Genomic DNA, 22641 nt, shown 5'->3' on the forward strand with positions numbered 1-22641 from the left:
ATTTATATATACTTAAGAAATGTACGCGTAGATTTTGCAAGTCTATAGGGTGGGAGATTGAGAATAAAATGAAAATCACAAAAGAAAACATAGAGGATATTCTAGATTTGACAGGATTGCAGCAAGGTATGTTGTATCATTATATTAATGATACAACAAGTTCACTTTATCAAGAACAGATGAGTATTACCCTAGAAGGTGTAATAGTCACGGATCTTATAATAGCTGCTTGGAATAATGTTGTAAATACTAACGAAATGCTTAGAACCGTTTTCAAATGGGAAAAGGTAAATAAGCCAATTCAAATAGTTTTGAAGGAGTATAATATTCCATTTGAAATAATCGATTTATCAAGTGAATTAGATGTAGATGCCCAATTTAATAGGATTTTCAGAACTAAACAAAAAGAGAATATTAATATACAAGAAGAATCAATCAGAATAATCATCTGTAAAATTAATGAAAGTACTGTAAATATTATTATTAAAAACCATCACATTTTATATGATGGTTGGAGTAATGGCATAATTTTAAAAGAATTCATTAAAACTTATAATTCATATTTAATTGAAGAAACGCCTGAAAATGTAGCTAAGAATAAATTTAAAAATTATATAAAATCTATTAGAACAAAAAATAAAAACGACTCTGAAAAATATTGGAGAGGTTACCTGGAAAATATTGAATGTAACTTAGCCACAACTGACGAAGATAATGTCAGGGAGTTCAAACATTACTCCCATAAATTCTCAAGCAAAACAGAGGAATTACTTGAAAAATACGGAAAGTGCAAAAAAGTTTCTAAGGCCACTATTTTATATACAGTTTGGGGTATATTGCAAGGTAAATATACACGGGAAAATGATGTAGTATTTGGAACACCTGTATCAGGAAGAACAGAAAAAGTTCAAGGTATAAATGAAATGGTTGGTTTATTTATAAACACTTTACCACTAAGAATGAAGCTATCAGGGAACCTTAAAATTAACGAATTAATACAAAAAGTTGATGAAGATATAAATAGGCGTTTAGAATACGAAAATACACCATTAATTGATATAAAAAAATATAGCAATATAAGTCGAAATGAAATGTTATTTGATACTCTAGTGGTAATTGAAAACTATCCTTTAGATAAATTTATATATGGAGACAACTTGGCCAAAGTAACAAATTATAGAATTGAAGAAAGTACAAATTTTAATTTAACTATTGAGCTTAACACTTTTAAAAACCTTGAAATGAATATAATGTATGATTCTAATACTTTTGATTCTAATTACATCGATAATATGGCTAACCATTATGAGAATTTAATGAATCATGTATTAGAGGACAGTAAAACATTCCTAAATGAATTTGAAATAGTTACTGAAAACGAGAGACAGCAATTGTTAATAGAATTTAATGATACTCAATTGGAATTTCACAATGATAAAACAATACATCAGTTATTCGAAGAGCAAGTCGAGAAGACTCCAAATCATACTGCTGTAGTATATGATAGTGAAAAAATGACATATCTAGAACTTAACGAGCGTGCTAACGCTTTGGCAAGTACATTAAGACAAAAAGGTATAGCACAGGATCATATAGTGGGAATAATGTTAGAACGCTCTTTAGAAATGATAATAGGGATAATTGGAATTTTAAAGGCTGGAGGCGCGTATGTGCCCATAGATCCCAAGTATCCAGAGGATAGAATAAACTTCATATTACAAGATAGTAATGCGAAGTTATTACTGACACAAAAGGATTTAGTTAATAAAACTTGTGAAGTTATAAATTTAAAGGATGAAAGTATATATAGCAAAAGTATTTGTAATAAAAGTTATGGTAAAAACGATGGTCTAGCATACTTAATATACACTTCAGGATCTACAGGAAATCCAAAAGGAATTAAAATTAATCATCGTAGTGTTATTAATACATTAACAGCGCTACAAAATTATTATCCTATGGATGCAGATGGAGCGTATTTACAGAAAACTAATTATATGTTTGATGTATCTGTATCAGAGATATTTGGATGGTTTATGGGTGGAGGTTCCCTATTAATACTTAATAATGGAAAAGAAAAAGACGTAAACTATGTTTTTGAAGTAATAAAAAATTATGGGGTAACTCACATTAATTTTACATCAAGTATGTTCAATTTGTTTTTAAATGAGTTAGATGTAGGAAACTTTAGTAAAATTGCAAGTCTCAAATATATATTGACCGCTGGAGAAGCATTAAAAATTAATGCTGAAAACAAAGATAAAGTAAAAGAATTACTTTTAAACAAGAAAATAGAAAACTTATATGGCCCTACAGAAGCCACCATATATTCAACAAGGTATTCATTAAAAAATAACCCTAATGAAACTTCAATTGGAAAACCTATAAGTAATACCGAAATCTTTATTTTAGATACAGAGAATAAATTAGTGCCAATTGGGGTTGTAGGGGAATTGTGTATATCAGGGGATGGCCTGGCAGCTGGATATTTAAACAACGAAAAACTTACAAATGAAAAATTTATAGAAAACCCTTACAAATCTGGTGAAAGATTATACAAAACGGGAGATCTTGCAAGATGGTTACCAGATGGCAACATAGATTTTTTAGGAAGAATAGATTATCAAGTTAAGATCCGAGGTTTTAGAATAGAATTAGAAGAAGTAGAAGGAAGTCTGTCAAGTATAGAAGGTATTAAACAAGCAATAGTGGTTGACAAAGGCGAAGAGGGGAAAAAATATCTTTGCAGTTACTATATTTCGGAAAAAGAATACAGTACAGGATATTTTAGAGATGAGCTAAAAAATTCGCTCCCAGATTACATGATACCTTCTTATTTTATAAAAATGGAAAAAATACCATTAACACCAAATGGCAAGATTGACAGGAAATCGTTACCAACCCCTGATGGAAATATAAGTACTGGTGTAGAATACGAAGCACCAAAAACAGAAATGGAAAAGATGCTTATTGAAGTTTGGAGTAAAGTATTAGGTGTTACAAATATAGGGATTAATGACGACTTCTTCAATTTAGGTGGAGATTCAATAAAAGCTATACAAGTAAGTGCTAGGGTTAAAAATAGTGGATATTTCATTACATTAAAGGATATATTCAAAAACACAACTATAAAAGAAATGAGTAAGATTGTTAAAGAAAATAATAATATAATCGATCAAGGTTTAGTTGAAGGTGAAGTTCAATTAACGCCAATACAGAAGATGTTTTTTGAAGAAAAAGGTTATGATAAAAATCACTGTAACCAAGCAGTAATGTTATTTAAAAAAGACGGATTTGAAGAGAGTATAATACGAAAAGTATTTGAAGCAATAGTAATTCATCATGATGCCTTAAGAATGGAATATAAAATAGTTGAAGATGAAATAAAGCAACTTAACAGAGGTGTACATGGGTCACTATTTAATTTAGATGTGTTTGATTTAAGTGATGAAAATAGAACTGATTATAATAATATTACTGATCAATGTACAAAAATACAAGAAAGTATGGATATTAATGGTGGTCCATTAGTAAAGCTAGGTTTATTTAAAACGGTAGAAGGTGACCACTTGCTAATTGCAATTCATCATTTAGTAATTGATAGTGTTTCTTGGAGAATAATATTTGAAGATTTTGGTACGGCATATAATAACATATTACTTGGAGAAAATGTTGAATTGCCAGACAAAACAACATCATTTAAAGAATGGGCAAGTAAGCAAAAGGAGTATGGTAATAGCTATAATCTAAAGCTAGAAGAGAATTATTGGTTAGAGTTAGGTGATGTAAATATAAAAGAGTTACCTAAGGATAATAAGGTCTTACAAAGACTAAGGAAGAACAGTGTATCCTTAACAACGTCACTCGAAAAAGATGCAACTGAAAAGTTATTGAAAGATGTAAATAAAGTATATAACACTGAGATAAATGATATTCTTCTAACTGCTTTAGCGGAAACTATATCTAGATGGTCAGGTACAGACAAAATCTTAGTAAATTTAGAGTCCCATGGTAGAGAAGAAATAATAGGAGAAGCAGACATTACCAGAACAATAGGCTGGTTTACTTCGGTGCACCCTGTACTGTTAGAGGTTAATAGTAACGATATCTCTTATGATATAAAAAATATTAAAGATAGCTTGAGGAGAATCCCAAATAAAGGGGTCGGATATGGGATACTAAAGTACTTAAGAAACGATAGAAACGAAAATATTCTTTCGCTAAATCAAAAAGTAGAAATATGTTTTAATTATCTAGGACAGTTCGATGAAGACTTAAATGATGGAATATTTGAATTGTCTGATATGAATTCCGGGGAAGTTGTTAGTGTTGAGCGCCATAGTCCATACCCATTAGATATATCAGGCATTATTGAAAGAAAAAAATTGAGTCTAACTATAACATACGATAAAGATGAATATAATGAAGAAACAATAAGTAATATTCTAAATGAATACAAGGTTAATTTACTTAATATAATTAATCATTGTGTAATCAAGGAAAAATCAGAAATAACTGCTGCCGATATCACAAAACAAAATATAACTCTTGATGAATTAGAACCTTATAACAATGAAATACATAATATTGAAGGGATATATCCTCTCACACCAATGCAAGAAGGTATGTTATTCCATTCTTTATTTGATGAGAATTCAACTGCTTACCACGAAGTTGTAGAGATTGAGTTAAATGGGGAGCTAAATACAACTGCTTTTGAGGAAAGTTTTAATAACTTAATAAAAAATCATGCTATATTAAGAACTTCATTTGATCATAAGAATTTTAATAAGAGCATGCAAGTTACTTATAAGAAGAAAAAAGCCAAGGTAATAACTGTAGATGTTAGTGCAGGAAGTATAGATAAACGAGAGTATATAGAAAATCTTAAAAACGAAGATCTGGAAAGAGGCTATAACCTAACTGATGACACTCTAATTAGAATGATTATGGTAAAAACAAGTGAAAATAGTTATAGCCTAATAATAAGCTATCACCACATAATTATTGACGGGTGGTCATTGAGTATTTTAATAAGAGAGTTATTTAATGGCTACAAGGCAGTGGAATATGGTGAAAAGGTAAGGTTAATTAATGAAAAGCCTTATTCTGAATATATTGATTGGCTATTCGCACAAGATAAAAGAAAGGCGGAAAAACATTGGCAGGAGTATTTATTAGATTTAACCGATGTTTCTGAGGTACCTTATTCTCAAAATTATGAGTTGAAAGAGTATAAAAATAAAGCAATTAATCTTACGATTTCTGAAAATTTAACACAGAAGATAGAAGACGTAGCAAGACGTAATAAGGTCACAGTAAACTCGATAATGCAAAGCATTTGGGGACTACTACTTCAAAAATATAATAATAGTAGTGATATTGTATTTGGTTATGTAGTATCCGGGAGAAGTCCTGAAATTAATGATGTAGAGAATATGGTAGGTTTATTTATTAATACTATTCCTTTAAGGATGAAAACCGAAAAGAACTCTAGATATCGAGATGTAATTAAAAAAATAAATAGTGATCTGATAGAAAATGAAAACTATAGTTATTACTCTTTATCAGATATTCAACATTCAACGGGTTTAGAAAAGCAACTATATAATAATATAATGATATTCGAAAACTATCCAATTGATGAGGTAGGAATTACTAATAATATTGAGGTTGTAAGGGTGAATGTAGAGGAACAAACAAATTATAACTTTAATATAACAATTACACAAAAAGAAGTAATGGATATAATGTTTAGCTTTAATGAGTATGTTTACTCTGCAGAGTCAGTAACTAAAATCAAGGAAAATTTCGAGACTGTATTAAACAAAGTTGTTGAAAACGAAGACATTTTAATTAGTGATATAGAAATAGTTAGTGAAAATGAGAGAAATAAGTTACTAGTGGAATTTAACGATACACACGTAGACTATCCTAGAGACAAAGCAATACACCAGCTATTCGAAGAACAAGTGGAAAAAAATCCGAACAATATAGCTGTAGTTTTTAAAGGTGAAGAACTTACCTATATTCAACTCAATGAAGAGGCAAACCAATTGGCCTTTCAATTAAGGGAAAAATATGATGTTAAAAAAGGTGAAGTTGTAGCAATACATGTTGACAGAAACATAGAAATGATAATTGGAATAATTGCGAGTTTAAAAGTGAATGCAGTCTGTTTACCTATCGAAACAAAATATCCAATTGGTAGAGTATCAGAAATGCTCATCGATAGTAATGCCAAAGTAGTAATTAAAAATGGTAAGAATGGTTATCGAGGTTTTAAAGGAATAGAGTTTGAATTCGTAAGAAATAAGAATACTAGTATAGATTTTGCAAAAAATTTGACTAGCATGATTGAACAAAATGATTTAGCTTATTTAATTTATACCTCGGGATCGACTGGTAAACCTAAGGCAGTGGAAATAAATCATAAAGGTATTATCAATCATGCCTTTGCAAAAATTAAAGAGACAAATCTGACCCAATCTGATGTTTGCTGTCATAATTTGAGTTTTAATTTTGTTGCTTCTATTTGGCAAATATTCTCTCCATTGTTTGTAGGAAGTAAACTTTATTTATATGAAGATGATATTATAGCTGATGCCCTTAACCTGTTTAAACATATAGAAAACGATAAGGTAAGCGTTTTAGAAGTTGTTCCATCCTTAATAAATTCATTTTTAGAACTAGAAGATAAAAAGAGATACGATATTACTCTGGAAAACTTGAAAAAAGTCCTTTTAACTGGTGAGAGAGTAGGAGCAGCACTAGTTAATAAATTCTATAGTAAATATAATGCTAAATTAATTAATGCATATGGACAAAGTGAATTTTCTGATGATACGCTACATTACCATATTCCTAATACAATAAATACACAGAAAGTATTAATTGGAAAGCCTGCAAACAACACTAGGGTATACATTTTGGATCAATCTGGTAAGATCGTTCCGATTGGTGTAGCCGGAGAAATCTGTATATCAGGTGATGGCCTCGCAAGAGGATATCTAAATAATGAAGAGCTAACTAGAGAGAAGTTTGTTGAAAACCCATACGAACCAGATACAAAGATGTACAAAACTGGAGATCTAGCTAGATGGTTACCAGATGGAAATATTGAATTCTTAGGAAGAATAGATCATCAAGTTAAGATCCGAGGTTTCCGAATCGAGCTAGGAGAAATCGAAAGTTACTTATCAAAGTTTGACGGAATAAAAGAAAGTATAGTAATCGATAAGGGTGAAGATGCAAATAAATATTTATGTGCCTACTATGTGTCAGAGAAAGAATATGATGTAGGTGTATTGAGGGAAGTCCTAAAAAAATCTCTCCCGGATTATATGATACCAACGTATTTTGTACACCTAGAAAAAATGCCGTTAACATCAAACGGGAAAGTAGACAGAAAAGAGTTATTGAAGCTAGAAGATCAGATGAGTATCAGCACGGAATACGAAGCGCCACGAAATGAACTAGAAGAAAAGTTAGTAGAAATATGGGGAGAAGTGTTAGGTCAAAGTAAACTAGGCATCGCAGATGACTTTTTCGAACTGGGAGGCCATTCGCTCAAAGCAACCCTATTAGTAGGTAGAATCCATAAAGAGTTAAATATGGAGATACCATTACAGGAGATATTCAAAGCAGGCAATATAAAGAGCTTAAGTCAATATCTGATGTCTGTAGAAGAAAAAGAATTTAGAACGATTGAAAGAGTAGAAGAAAAAGAATATTATGAAACATCTTCTGGGCAAAAAAGAATGTATATATTACAAGAGTTTGATAGAGATAGTACAGTCTATAACATGCCAGGGGCTATAGAGGTAAATGGCGAACTTGACTTCGCTAAAGTAGAAAAAGCATTCAAAAAAATAATAGACCGCCATGAAACACTAAGAACAAGTTTCGAAACTAAAGAAGATAGCATCATCCAAAGAATTCATAAAGTCGAAGATCTTAGCTTCAGAGTCGAAGAGATTGTAGTAGATGGTGAGGATGAAATTGATCGTCGAATAGGCGAATTTGTAGAGGCATTCGATCTAACAAAAGCGCCACTACTTCGAGTGGGTATTATTAAGTTAGAAGAAGAGAGAAATATTTTACTGTTTGACATGCATCACATCATATCTGATGGAGTCTCAATGTCTATATTAACCAATGAGTTTGTACAAGCTTATGAAGGGAAAAAAGACTTTGATGCCTTAAGCATACAATACAAAGATTACTCAGTGTGGCAAGCACAGAAAAAACAAAGTGAAGAATTCATGAGACAAGAAGAGTATTGGTTAAACGAATTTAGCGGTGAAATACCAGTACTAAACTTGCCTACAGACTATCCAAGAGGAAAAGTAAAAAGTTCCGAAGGAAGTAGTATAAGCTTCACATTGGATAGTGACATGACAAGCAGATTGAGAGCAGCAGCTCAAGAAACAGGAACAACTATGTATATGATGTTGTTGTCCAATCTAAATATATTATTGTCGAAATACAGTGGACAAGAAGATATCGTAGTTGGAAGTCCGATAGCTGGAAGAAACCACAGAGATATAGAGAGTATTATAGGAATGTTCGTAAATACTCTGGCAATAAGAAGTGCAGTTAAAGATGAAATGACTTTTAAAGAATACTTAGAGCTAATCAAACAAAAGACATTATCTGCGTATGACAATCAGGATTATCAATTTGAGGATTTAGTAGAGAAAGTTGAGGCAGGAAGAGATTTAAGTAGGAATCCCTTATTTGATGTTATGTTTATCCTTCAAAATATGGAGGCAGGGAGTTTAGAAATAGAGGATTTGGATTTTAAACCTTACAGTTCGAAAAATAGTGTCGAACAATTTGATCTTACACTAAATGTAATAGAAGAAAATAATAAAATATATTGTAATCTAAGCTATTCAACAAAGTTATATAAACAAGAAACCATTGAAAGAATGGGAGAGCATTTTTTAAATACAATTAAAGAAGTAGTTCAAAATCCTGAAGTGAAGATAATGGATATTGAAGTGGTAGGAGAAGAAGAAAAGAAAAAGTTATTAGTAGAATTTAACAACACATCTGTAGAATACTCGAGAGACAAAACGATACACCAGTTATTCCAAGAACAGGTAGAAAAAACACCTAATAATGTAGCCGTGGTATTTGAAAATGAAGAAATAACTTATAAAGAATTAAACGAACGAGCAAATGCGCTAGCAAGAACATTGAGAAAAAAGGGTGTAAAAGCAGATAGTGTTGTAGGAATAATGGTAGAGCGTTCGATTGAGATGATAACAGGTATATTGGCGATACTAAAAGCCGGTGGAGTATATTTACCAATCGATCCCTCACACCCAAAAGAGAGAATAAATTACATTATAGACGACAGCGGAGCAGAAATCATCTTAACCGAAAGTAGCTTTATAAACAACATCTCGAATAATTGTAAGGTAATTGATGTACGAGATGACAGTTTCTTTGATCAAGACGGTAGTAATTTAGACAAGGTATCCGAGAGTAATAATTTAGCATATGTAATATATACCTCTGGAACTACAGGAAATCCGAAAGGGGTTATGATTGAGCATAGAAGTGTAGTTAACTTAATTAACAATTATGTAAAAACTTACAATGTGTGTGAAGGAAATGTTATTTTACAAACAACAGATTACTGGTTTGACCCAAGTGTTGAACAAATTTTTGGAGCACTAACCAAAGGATCTAAGTTATGTTGTATCAGGAAAGAAGTATTAATTGATAGAGTTAGTTTTAAAGAGTATGTATTAAAAAACAATGTTAATATAATTGATCTGACACCTGCATTATTAGAAAATTTAATTTGTAAAAGTGAAAAGATTAAGGGAATTGAAGTAATAATATGTGGGGGTGACCGTCTAACTAATTCATTAAAACAGAAGATTATATCAAAAGGATATAACCTTAATAATCACTATGGACCTACAGAATATACAGTTGATGCTATTACTTATGAATGTGATAATTCAACAAATTTAGATATAATAGGAAACCCGATAAGTAATACTAAAATATACATTTTGGATCAATCTGGTAAGATCGTTCCGATTGGTGTAGCCGGAGAAATCTGTATATCAGGTGATGGCCTCGCAAGAGGATATCTAAATAATGAAGAGCTAACTAGAGAGAAGTTTGTTGAAAACCCATACGAACCAGATACAAAGATGTACAAAACTGGAGATCTAGCTAGATGGTTACCAGATGGAAATATTGAATTCTTAGGAAGAATAGATCATCAAGTTAAGATCCGAGGTTTCCGAATCGAGCTAGGAGAAATCGAAAGTTACTTATCAAAGTTTGACGGAATAAAAGAAAGTATAGTAATCGATAAGGGTGAAGATGCAAATAAATATTTATGTGCCTACTATGTGTCAGAGAAAGAATATGATGTAGGTGTATTGAGGGAAGTCCTAAAAAAATCTCTCCCGGATTATATGATACCAACGTATTTTGTACACCTAGAAAAAATGCCGTTAACATCAAACGGGAAAGTAGACAGAAAAGAGTTATTGAAGCTAGAAGATCAGATGAGTATCAGCACGGAATACGAAGCGCCACGAAATGAACTAGAAGAAAAGTTAGTAGAAATATGGGGAGAAGTGTTAGGTCAAAGTAAACTAGGCATCGCAGATGACTTTTTCGAACTGGGAGGCCATTCGCTCAAAGCAACCCTATTAGTAGGTAGAATCCATAAAGAGTTAAATATGGAGATACCATTACAGGAGATATTCAAAGCAGGCAATATAAAGAGCTTAAGTCAATATCTGATGTCTGTAGAAGAAAAAGAATTTAGAACGATTGAAAGAGTAGAAGAAAAAGAATATTATGAAACATCTTCTGGGCAAAAAAGAATGTATATATTACAAGAGTTTGATAGAGATAGTACAGTCTATAACATGCCAGGGGCTATAGAGGTAAATGGCGAACTTGACTTCGCTAAAGTAGAAAAAGCATTCAAAAAAATAATAGACCGCCATGAAACACTAAGAACAAGTTTCGAAACTAAAGAAGATAGCATCATCCAAAGAATTCATAAAGTCGAAGATCTTAGCTTCAGAGTCGAAGAGATTGTAGTAGATGGTGAGGATGAAATTGATCGTCGAATAGGCGAATTTGTAGAGGCATTCGATCTAACAAAAGCGCCACTACTTCGAGTGGGTATTATTAAGTTAGAAGAAGAGAGAAATATTTTACTGTTTGACATGCATCACATCATATCTGATGGAGTCTCAATGTCTATATTAACCAATGAGTTTGTACAAGCTTATGAAGGGAAAAAAGACTTTGATGCCTTAAGCATACAATACAAAGATTACTCAGTGTGGCAAGCACAGAAAAAACAAAGTGAAGAATTCATGAGACAAGAAGAGTATTGGTTAAACGAATTTAGCGGTGAAATACCAGTACTAAACTTGCCTACAGACTATCCAAGAGGAAAAGTAAAAAGTTCCGAAGGAAGTAGTATAAGCTTCACATTGGATAGTGACATGACAAGCAGATTGAGAGCAGCAGCTCAAGAAACAGGAACAACTATGTATATGATGTTGTTGTCCAATCTAAATATATTATTATCGAAATACAGTGGACAAGAAGATATCGTAGTTGGAAGTCCGATAGCTGGAAGAAACCACAGAGATATAGAGAGTATTATAGGAATGTTCGTAAATACTCTGGCAATAAGAAGTGCAGTTAAAGATGAAATGACTTTTAAAGAATACTTAGAGCTAATCAAACAAAAGACATTATCTGCGTATGACAATCAGGATTATCAATTTGAGGATTTAGTAGAGAAAGTTGAGGCAGGAAGAGATTTAAGTAGGAATCCCTTATTTGATGTTATGTTTATCCTTCAAAATATGGAGGCAGGGAGTTTAGAAATAGAGGATTTGGATTTTAAACCTTACAGTTCGAAAAATAGTGTCGAACAATTTGATCTTACACTAAATGTAATAGAAGAAAATAATAAAATATATTGTAATCTAAGCTATTCAACAAAGTTATATAAACAAGAAACCATTGAAAGAATGGGAGAGCATTTTTTAAATACAATTAAAGAAGTAGTTCAAAATCCTGAAGTGAAGATAATGGATATTGAAGTGGTAGGAGAAGAAGAAAAGAAAAAGTTATTAGTAGAATTTAACAACACATCTGTAGAATACTCGAGAGACAAAACGATACACCAGTTATTCCAAGAACAGGTAGAAAAAACACCTAATAATGTAGCCGTGGTATTTAAAAATGAAGAAATAACTTATAAAGAACTAAACGCACGAGCAAATGCGCTAGCAAGAACATTGAGAAAAAAGGGTGTAAAAGCAGATAGTATTGTAGGAATTATGGTAGAACGTTCGATTGAGATGATAACAGGTATATTGGCGATACTAAAAGCCGGTGGAGGATATTTACCAATTGATCCAGCACACCCAAAAGAGAGAATAAATTACATTATAGATGACAGCGGAGCAGAAATCGTCTTAACCGAAAGTAGCTTAAGAAACAACATCTCGAATAACTGTAAGGTAATTGATGTACGAGATGACAGTTTCTTTGATCAAGACGGTAGTAATTTAGACATGGTATCCGAGAGTAATAATTTAGCATATGTAATATATACCTCTGGAACTACAGGAAATCCGAAAGGGGTTGCAATTAAGCATGAAAACATTGCAAACACTCTACATTGGAGAAAAGAATATTACAACTATAATTATAGAGACATAGTAATGCAGGTACCTTCATACAGTTTTGATAGTTCAGTAGAAGATATTTTTAATACATTGTTATCTGGAGCGAAGCTAGTTTTATTGGAACAACATAGACGTATGAATGCAATCTATTTAAAAGACATCATCTTTAAATACAAAGTCACGAACTTTTTAATTACACCAAGTCTGTATAGTTTACTTTTAGAATCTGATTTAAAAGGCTATAGTTGTCTTCAGAAGATAACTATAGCTGGGGAAAACGTAAGTGCGAAATTGGTGAAAGACCATTTTGATATTCTCCCTAAAACTCAACTAATTAATGAATATGGTCCAACGGAAAATAGTATTTGTTCTACTCGCTACGAATTTTCTCCAAATACTAATAGAGTATTTATAGGGAAACCAATAAATAATACTAGGATATATATTATAGATCAGTCAGATAAGATTGTTCCGATAGGTGTAGCTGGGGAAATTTGTATATCAGGTGATGGCCTCGCAAGAGGATATCTAAATAATGAAGAGCTAACTAGAGAGAAGTTTGTTGAAAACCCATACGAACCAGATACAAAGATGTACAAAACTGGAGATCTAGCTAGATGGTTACCAGATGGAAATATTGAATTCTTAGGAAGAATAGATCATCAAGTTAAGATCCGAGGTTTTCGAATTGAGCTAAGAGAAATTGAAAGTAGTTTGTCAAAGCTTGAAGGCATAAAAGAAAGTATAGTGCTCGATAAGGGTGAAGATGCAAATAAATATTTATGTGCTTACTATGTATCGGAGAAAGAATATGATGTAGGAGTATTGAGGGAAACCCTAAAAAAATCTCTCCCGGAATATATGATACCATCCTATTTCGTTTACCTAGAAAGAATGCCCATAACGTCGAATGGGAAAGTAGATAGAAAAGCTTTACCACCGATAGATAAGTTTGTTATTGGTGCAAGATACGAAGCACCACGAAATGAACTAGAGGAAAAGTTAGTAGAAATATGGGGAGAAGTGTTAGGGCAAAGTAAACTGGGTATCGCAGATGACTTTTTCGAACTGGGAGGTCACTCGCTCAAAGCAACCCTATTAATAGGTAGAATTCATAAAGAGTTAAATATGGAGATACCATTACAGGAGATATTCAAAGCAGGCAATATAAAGAGCTTAAGTCAATATCTGATCTCTGTAGAAGAAAAAGAATTTAGAACGATTGAAAGAGTAAAAGAAAAAGAATATTATGAAACATCTTCTGGGCAAAAAAGAATGTATATATTACAAGAGTTTGATAGGGATAGTACAGTCTATAACATGCCAGGGGCTATAGAGGTAAATGGTAAACTTGACTTCGCTAAAGTAGAAAAAGCATTCAAAAAAATAATAGACCGCCATGAAACACTAAGAACAAGTTTCGAAACTAAAGAAGATAGCATCATCCAAAGAATTCATAAAGTCGAAGATCTTAGCTTCAGAGTCGAAGAGATTGTAGTAGATGGTGAGGATGAAATTGATCGTCGAATAGGCGAATTTGTAGAGGCATTCGATCTAACAAAAGCGCCACTACTTCGAGTGGGTATTATTAAGTTAGAAGAAGAGAGAAATATTTTACTGTTTGACATGCATCACATCATATCTGATGGAGTCTCAATGTCTATATTAACCAATGAGTTTGTACAAGCTTATGAAGGGAAAAAAGACTTTGATGCCTTAAGCATACAATACAAAGATTACTCAGTGTGGCAAGCACAGAAAAAACAAAGTGAAGAATTCATGAGACAAGAAGAGTATTGGTTAAACGAATTTAGCGGTGAAATACCAGTACTAAACTTGCCTACAGACTATCCAAGAGGAAAAGTAAAAAGTTCCGAAGGAAGTAGTATAAGCTTCACATTGGATAGTGACATGACAAGCAGATTGAGAGCAGCAGCTCAAGAAACAGGAACAACTATGTATATGATGTTGTTGTCCAATCTAAATATATTATTATCGAAATACAGTGGACAAGAAGATATCGTAGTTGGAAGTCCGATAGCTGGAAGAAACCACAGAGATATAGAGAGTATTATAGGAATGTTCGTAAATACTCTGGCAATAAGAAGTGCAGTTAAAGATGAAATGACTTTTAAAGAATACTTAGAGCTAATCAAACAAAAGACATTATCTGCGTATGACAATCAGGATTATCAATTTGAGGATCTGGTAGACAAAGTGGGGGCAAGAAGAGATTTAAACAGGAATCCCCTATTCGATGTTATGTTTGTCCTTCAAAATATGGAGGTAGGGAGTTTAGAGGTAGAGGATTTAGATTTTAAACCTTATGGGTCTAAAGATAGTGTCGTACAATTTGATATTACATTGATTGCAGAAGAGGTGGATAATGAAATACACTTCACTTTAAACTATCAGGCTATGTTATTTAATAATCAAACAATCGATACACTCTCGGAATATTATAAATTCATAATCAAAAGTACACTTGAAAATTTAGATATGAAAATATGTGCTATAGATTTGATTACTGAAGAACAAAATGAAAATATATTAAAAAACTCAAAATACAATAATTTATACAAGGAAGAGGAATATGAGTTTGATTTTTAAACCAATATATAACCTAATCAGATTATCTGAGATTGGTTTGTAGATGAACATTTTATTGAATACGTGCTAGAGAGTTTTATTTGAGTGTTATAAGTGTAATTAAAGGCCTTTATATCCAGTGTGGTAATGTAATAATTTAAGCTCTAGCAATGATGTTTTCCTGTTATCATTTATTTAATGATTAATTAACATTATATGCTAGAGCTTTCTTTCTATAGAGTTTTTATTACTACGCGAAAAAACTCTGAGTATTAATAGAACGGGTGGGAGTAAAATGAAACAAACAGTTGATGTGAGTCCTGACCAAACTAGTAACCAAAAAGATTACTGGCTTGATCTCGTGAATAAGGAGTATGAAAAGGTTTCTCTAATTGCAATTGAAGGAAAGAATATTGCTAATAGGGATTATAAGAATTATATGCTTGATGAGGAGAGTGTGGCTAAACTAACTAAAATTGCTAAAAATGATGATTTGATGGTGTATATTATACTACTTACTGTCACTCAGATTACGATTAGTAAATATAGTGGAGTGTCAAATTTTTTATTAGGAATCCCACAGTATTTAGTGTCAAAAGAAATGATAAATAATAATGAATTCTTATTGATGCCAACTAGTATGAGTGATGAAGTAACCTTTAAAGAGCTACTTCTAGAAAATAGAAAGCGGATTTTCAATTTATATAATAATCAATCGTATCCAATTATCGAATTAGTAAAGAGAATGGAAATCTATGATAAAATTAATGTTTTTTTTACAATGGAAAATATTCATAGTGAGAAACAAATTGAAGATATATTGAAGCAAGAAAACAATGACTTGACCTTTAAATTGAAACGAATTGATGAGGAAATTCATTTATCGTTTTGCTATTTTGATAATATCAATAGTGATTTAATAATTAACTTATATATGAATATACTAAAAGAAATATTGAACAATTTGTATATAAAAGTTAAAGATATTGAAGTAGTAGAAAAAAAAGAGATACATAAACTGTTAGTCGAATTTAATGAAACAAATGAAACATATTCAAAGAATAAAACAATACATCAGTTATTTGAAGAACAAGTACAAAAAACACCAAATAATGTGGCTGTTCGAATTGATAATAAGGAAATAACATATAAAGAACTTAATGAGAGAGCAAACGCTTTAGCAAAAACGTTAATAGAAAAAGGTGTGAAACCAGATAGTAGAATAGGAATAATGTTGGAGCCTTCAATTGAAATGATTGTGGGAAATATTGCTATACTAAAGGCAGGTGGAGCATACGTTCCAATAGACCCATCATATCCAAATAGTAGGATTAACTACATAATAGAAGATTGTAGTATTAATATTATTTTAACTTGTAAAGAATTAAAAAGTAGTATGGTATTCAATGGTGAAACGTTAGATATTTTTGATGAAACAATATATAGTGACTGTTTTGAAAATATAGAACATTTAAGTTTTTCAAATAATTTAGCTTATATAGTCTATACATCAGGAAGTAGTGGAATTCCAAAGGGAGTTATGATTGAACATGGAGGGATTTCAGCAACAATACAATGGAGGAAAGTTGAATACAATTTTTCTGAAGATGATATTGCGTTACCAATAGTTTCCAATACCTTTGATGGATTTGTTACAAGTTTTTATACTCCATTAGTGTCAGGTTCAAAAGTAATATTATTGAGTAATATCCAAAAAGAGGACATCACGTTAATAAAAGAATGCATAGTTGAAGAGAAAATTACTCATTTAATTGCTGTACCATCTTTAAGCTTAGCAATAATGGATAACCTAGACCCTACCGATCAATTAAATATAAAAGTATTAACAGTGGCTGGAGAAATGTTGACTCCGAATATTGTAGTTAAGTGCAAAAATATAAGACCCAATATGGAGATAGTAAATGAATATGGGCCAACTGAAAATAGTGTGATTTCTACTATTAAAAGAGGTATTAATACGGTTGATAAAATAACAATAGGAAACCCGATAAGTAATACTAAAATATACATTTTGGATCAATCTGGTAAGATCGTTCCGATTGGTGTAGCCGGAGAAATCTGTATATCAGGTGATGGCCTCGCAAGAGGATATCTAAATAATGAAGAGCTAACTAGAGAGAAGTTTGTTGAAAACCCATACGAACCAGATACAAAGATGTACAAAACTGGAGATCTAGCTAGATGGTTACCAGATGGAAATATTGAATTCTTAGGAAGAATAGATCATCAAGTTAAGATCCGAGGTTTCCGAATCGAGCTAGGAGAAATCGAAAGTTACTTATCAAAGTTTGACGGAATAAAAGAAAGTATAGTAATCGATAAGGGTGAAGATGCAAATAAATATTTATGTGCCTACTATGTGTCAGAGAAAGAATATGATGTAGGTGTATTGAGGGAAGTCCTAAAAAAATCTCTCCCGGATTATATGATACCAACGTATTTTGTACACCTAGAAAAAATGCCGTTAACATCAAACGGGAAAGTAGACAGAAAAGAGTTATTGAAGCTAGAAGATCAGATGAGTATCAGCACGGAATACGAAGCGCCACGAAATGAACTAGAAGAAAAGTTAGTAGAAATATGGGGAGAAGTGTTAGGTCAAAGTAAACTAGGCATCGCAGATGACTTTTTCGAACTGGGAGGCCATTCGCTCAAAGCAACCCTATTAGTAGGTAGAATCCATAAAGAGTTAAATATGGAGATACCATTACAGGAGATATTCAAAGCAGGCAATATAAAGAGCTTAAGTCAATATCTGATGTCTGTAGAAGAAAAAGAATTTAGAACGATTGAAAGAGTAGAAGAAAAAGAATATTATGAAACATCTTCTGGGCAAAAAAGAATGTATATATTACAAGAGTTTGATAGAGATAGTACAGTCTATAACATGCCAGGGGCTATAGAGGTAAATGGCGAACTTGACTTCGCTAAAGTAGAAAAAGCATTCAAAAAAATAATAGACCGCCATGAAACACTAAGAACAAGTTTCGAAACTAAAGAAGATAGCATCATCCAAAGAATTCATAAAGTCGAAGATCTTAGCTTCAGAGTCGAAGAGATTGTAGTAGATGGTGAGGATGAAATTGATCGTCGAATAGGCGAATTTGTAGAGGCATTCGATCTAACAAAAGCGCCACTACTTCGAGTGGGTATTATTAAGTTAGAAGAAGAGAGAAATATTTTACTGTTTGACATGCATCACATCATATCTGATGGAGTCTCAATGTCTATATTAACCAATGAGTTTGTACAAGCTTATGAAGGGAAAAAAGACTTTGATGCCTTAAGCATACAATACAAAGATTACTCAGTGTGGCAAGCACAGAAAAAACAAAGTGAAGAATTCATGAGACAAGAAGAGTATTGGTTAAACGAATTTAGCGGTGAAATACCAGTACTAAACTTGCCTACAGACTATCCAAGAGGAAAAGTAAAAAGTTCCGAAGGAAGTAGTATAAGCTTCACATTGGATAGTGACATGACAAGCAGATTGAGAGCAGCAGCTCAAGAAACAGGAACAACTATGTATATGATGTTGTTGTCCAATCTAAATATATTATTGTCGAAATACAGTGGACAAGAAGATATCGTAGTTGGAAGTCCGATAGCTGGAAGAAACCACAGAGATATAGAGAGTATTATAGGAATGTTCGTAAATACTCTGGCAATAAGAAGTGCAGTTAAAGATGAAATGACTTTTAAAGAATACTTAGAGCTAATCAAACAAAAGACATTATCTGCGTATGACAATCAGGATTATCAATTTGAGGATTTAGTAGAGAAAGTTGAGGCAGGAAGAGATTTAAGTAGGAATCCCTTATTTGATGTTATGTTTATCCTTCAAAATATGGAGGCAGGGAGTTTAGAAATAGAGGATTTGGATTTTAAACCTTACAGTTCGAAAAATAGTGTCGAACAATTTGATCTTACACTAAATGTAATAGAAGAAAATAATAAAATATATTGTAATCTAAGCTATTCAACAAAGTTATATAAACAAGAAACCATTGAAAGAATGGGAGAGCATTTTTTAAATACAATTAAAGAAGTAGTTCAAAATCCTGAAGTGAAGATAATGGATATTGAAGTGGTAGGAGAAGAAGAAAAGAAAAAGTTATTAGTAGAATTTAACAACACATCTGTAGAATACTCGAGAGACAAAACGATACACCAGTTATTCCAAGAACAGGTAGAAAAAACACCTAATAATGTAGCCGTGGTATTTGAAAATGAAGAAATAACTTATAAAGAATTAAACGAACGAGCAAATGCGCTAGCAAGAACATTGAGAAAAAAGGGTGTAAAAGCAGATAGTATTGTAGGAATTATGGTAGAACGTTCGATTGAGATGATAACAGGTATATTGGCGATACTAAAAGCCGGTGGAGGATATTTACCAATTGATCCAGCACACCCAAAAGAGAGAATAAATTACATTATAGATGACAGCGGAGCAGAAATCGTCTTAACCGAAAGTAGCTTAAGAAACAACATCTCGAATAACTGTAAGGTAATTGATGTACGAGATGACAGTTTCTTTGATCAAGACGGTAGTAATTTAGACATGGTATCCGAGAGTAATAATTTAGCATATGTAATATATACCTCTGGAACTACAGGAAATCCAAAAGGGGTTATGATTGAGCATAAGCAGATTAATAATTTCATTGTTGGGATAAAGCAGAGTATAGATTTCGGCAATTATTCGAGTATATTATGTTTAACTACCATCTCCTTTGATATCTTTGCATTAGAGACTTTATTCCCTTTATCAACTGGTATGATGATTTCCATAACTCCAAATGGTGAAGATATAAACGGGGATAAGTTAAGTGAAATAATAGAAAAAAATAATATAAAGGTAATACAAAGCACACCTTCAAGAGTAAAGCTATTAATAGAAAGTTATAATTTTAAGAAATGTCTGAATGAATTGGATACTGTACTTATTGGAGGTGAGCCTGTAACAAATGTTTTACTATATGAACTACTAAAATATAAAGAATTAAAAATATATAATATGTATGGACCAACTGAAACTACTATATGGTCTTCAATAAAGCAGATTACTAACGATATGGAAATAACAATAGGAAACCCCCTAAGTAATACAAAGATATATATTTTGGATCAATCTGGTAAGATCGTTCCTATTGGTGTAGCCGGAGAAATCTGTATATCAGGTGATGGCCTCGCAAGAGGATATCTAAATAATGAAGAGCTAACTAGAGAGAAGTTTGTTGAAAACCCATACGAACCAGATACAAAGATGTACAAAACTGGAGATCTAGCTAGATGGTTACCAGATGGAAATATTGAATTCTTAGGAAGAATAGATCATCAAGTTAAGATCCGAGGTTTTCGAATTGAGCTAAGAGAAATTGAAAGTAGTTTGTCAAAGCTTGAAGGCATAAAAGAAAGTATAGTGCTCGATAAGGGTGAAGATGCAAATAAATATTTATGTGCTTACTATGTATCGGAGAAAGAATATGATGTAGGAGTATTGAGGGAAACCCTAAAAAAATCTCTCCCGGAATATATGATACCATCCTATTTCGTTTACCTAGAAAGAATGCCCATAACGTCGAATGGGAAAGTAGATAGAAAAGCTTTACCACCGATAGATAAGTTTGTTATTGGTGCAAGATACGAAGCACCACGAAATGAACTAGAGGAAAAGTTAGTAGAAATATGGGGAGAAGTGTTAGGGCAAAGTAAACTGGGTATCGCAGATGACTTTTTCGAACTGGGAGGTCACTCGCTCAAAGCAACCCTATTAATAGGTAGAATTCATAAAGAGTTAAATATGGAGATACCATTACAGGAGATATTCAAAGCAGGCAATATAAAGAGCTTAAGTCAATATCTGATCTCTGTAGAAGAAAAAGAATTTAGAACGATTGAAAGAGTAAAAGAAAAAGAATATTATGAAACATCTTCTGGGCAAAAAAGAATGTATATATTACAAGAGTTTGATAGGGATAGTACAGTCTATAACATGCCAGGGGCTATAGAGGTAAATGGTAAACTTGACTTCGCTAAAGTAGAAAAAGCATTCAAAAAAATAATAGAACGTCATGAAACACTAAGAACAAGTTTTGAAACTAAAGAAGATAGCATCATCCAAAGAATTCATAAAGTCGAAGATCTTAGCTTCAGAGTCGAAGAGATTGTAGTAGATGGTGAGGATGAAATTGATCGTCGAATAGGTGAATTTGTAGAGGCATTCGATCTAACAAAAGCGCCACTACTTCGAGTGGGTATTATTAAGTTAGAAGAAGAGAGAAATATCTTACTGTTTGACATGCATCACATCATATCTGATGGAATCTCAATGTCTATATTAACCAATGAGTTTGTACAAGCTTATGAAGGGAAAAAAGACTTTGAAGCCTTAAGCATACAATATAAAGATTACTCAGTGTGGCAAGCACAGAAAAAACAAAGTGAAGAATTCATGAGACAAGAAGAGTATTGGTTAAACGAATTTAGCGGCGAAATACCAGTACTAAATTTGCCAACAGACTACCCAAGAGGAAAAGTGAAAAGTTCCGAAGGAAGTAGTATAAGTTTCACATTGGACAGTGACATGACAAGTGGATTAAGAAAAATAGCTCAAGAAACAGGAACAACTATGTATATGGTGTTGTTGTCCAATTTAAACATATTATTATCGAAATACAGTGGACAAGAAGATATCGTAGTTGGGAGTCCGATAGCTGGAAGAAACCATAGGGATATTGAGAGTATTATAGGGATGTTCGTAAATACTCTGGCAATAAGAAGTGCAGTTAAAGATGAAATGACTTTTAAAGAATACTTAGAGTTAATCAAACATAAGACATTATCTGCGTATGAGAATCAGGATTATCAATTTGAGGATTTAGTAGAGAAAGTGAAAGCAGGAAGAGATTTAAGTAGGAGTCCCCTATTTGATGTCATGTTTGTCCTTCAAAATATGGAGGCAGGGAGCTTAGAAATAGATGGTTTAAACTTTAGACTATATAAATCGAAGCGAAATTCTGAAAAGTTTGATATGACAATTACAGCGATAGAAGAGTTAGATGGTATTTATTTCAAAATCAATTACTCATCAAGACTATTTAATAAGGAAACTGTAGAAAAGGTTATTGAATATTTTACTCTTGTCATTAAACGTGTAATAGATGATGTAGATATGAAAATTGGAAATATAAACCTTTTGACGGTTAAAGAGCTAGAATTTTTTACAAATGAATTAAAAATGAAAAATGCAATTCTAGAGGAAGAATTCAAGTTTGACTTTTAATGCCAAGAATTAATAGTACTCAGGGTTTATAAAACATTTATT

General features: G+C 32.2%; 2 protein-coding genes. Both read left to right on the top strand.

Translation table 11 applies throughout. The features are described 5' to 3' along the window. The first annotated feature begins 68 nt into the window (after positions 1–68). Positions 69–15311 (top strand): amino acid adenylation domain-containing protein, encoded by a 15243-nt coding sequence (locus MHH85_RS06325; RefSeq protein ID WP_340706324.1) that lies wholly within the window; start codon positions 69–71, stop codon positions 15309–15311. A gap of 274 nt (positions 15312–15585) precedes the next feature. Then, positions 15586–22599 (top strand): amino acid adenylation domain-containing protein, encoded by a 7014-nt coding sequence (locus MHH85_RS06330; protein ID WP_340706325.1) that lies wholly within the window; start codon positions 15586–15588, stop codon positions 22597–22599. Positions 22600–22641: the final 42 nt, after the last annotated feature.

Source organism: Viridibacillus sp. FSL E2-0187, assembly GCF_038006425.1.
In the GTDB taxonomy this organism is placed as follows: Bacteria; Bacillota; Bacilli; order Bacillales_A; family Planococcaceae; genus Viridibacillus; species Viridibacillus arvi.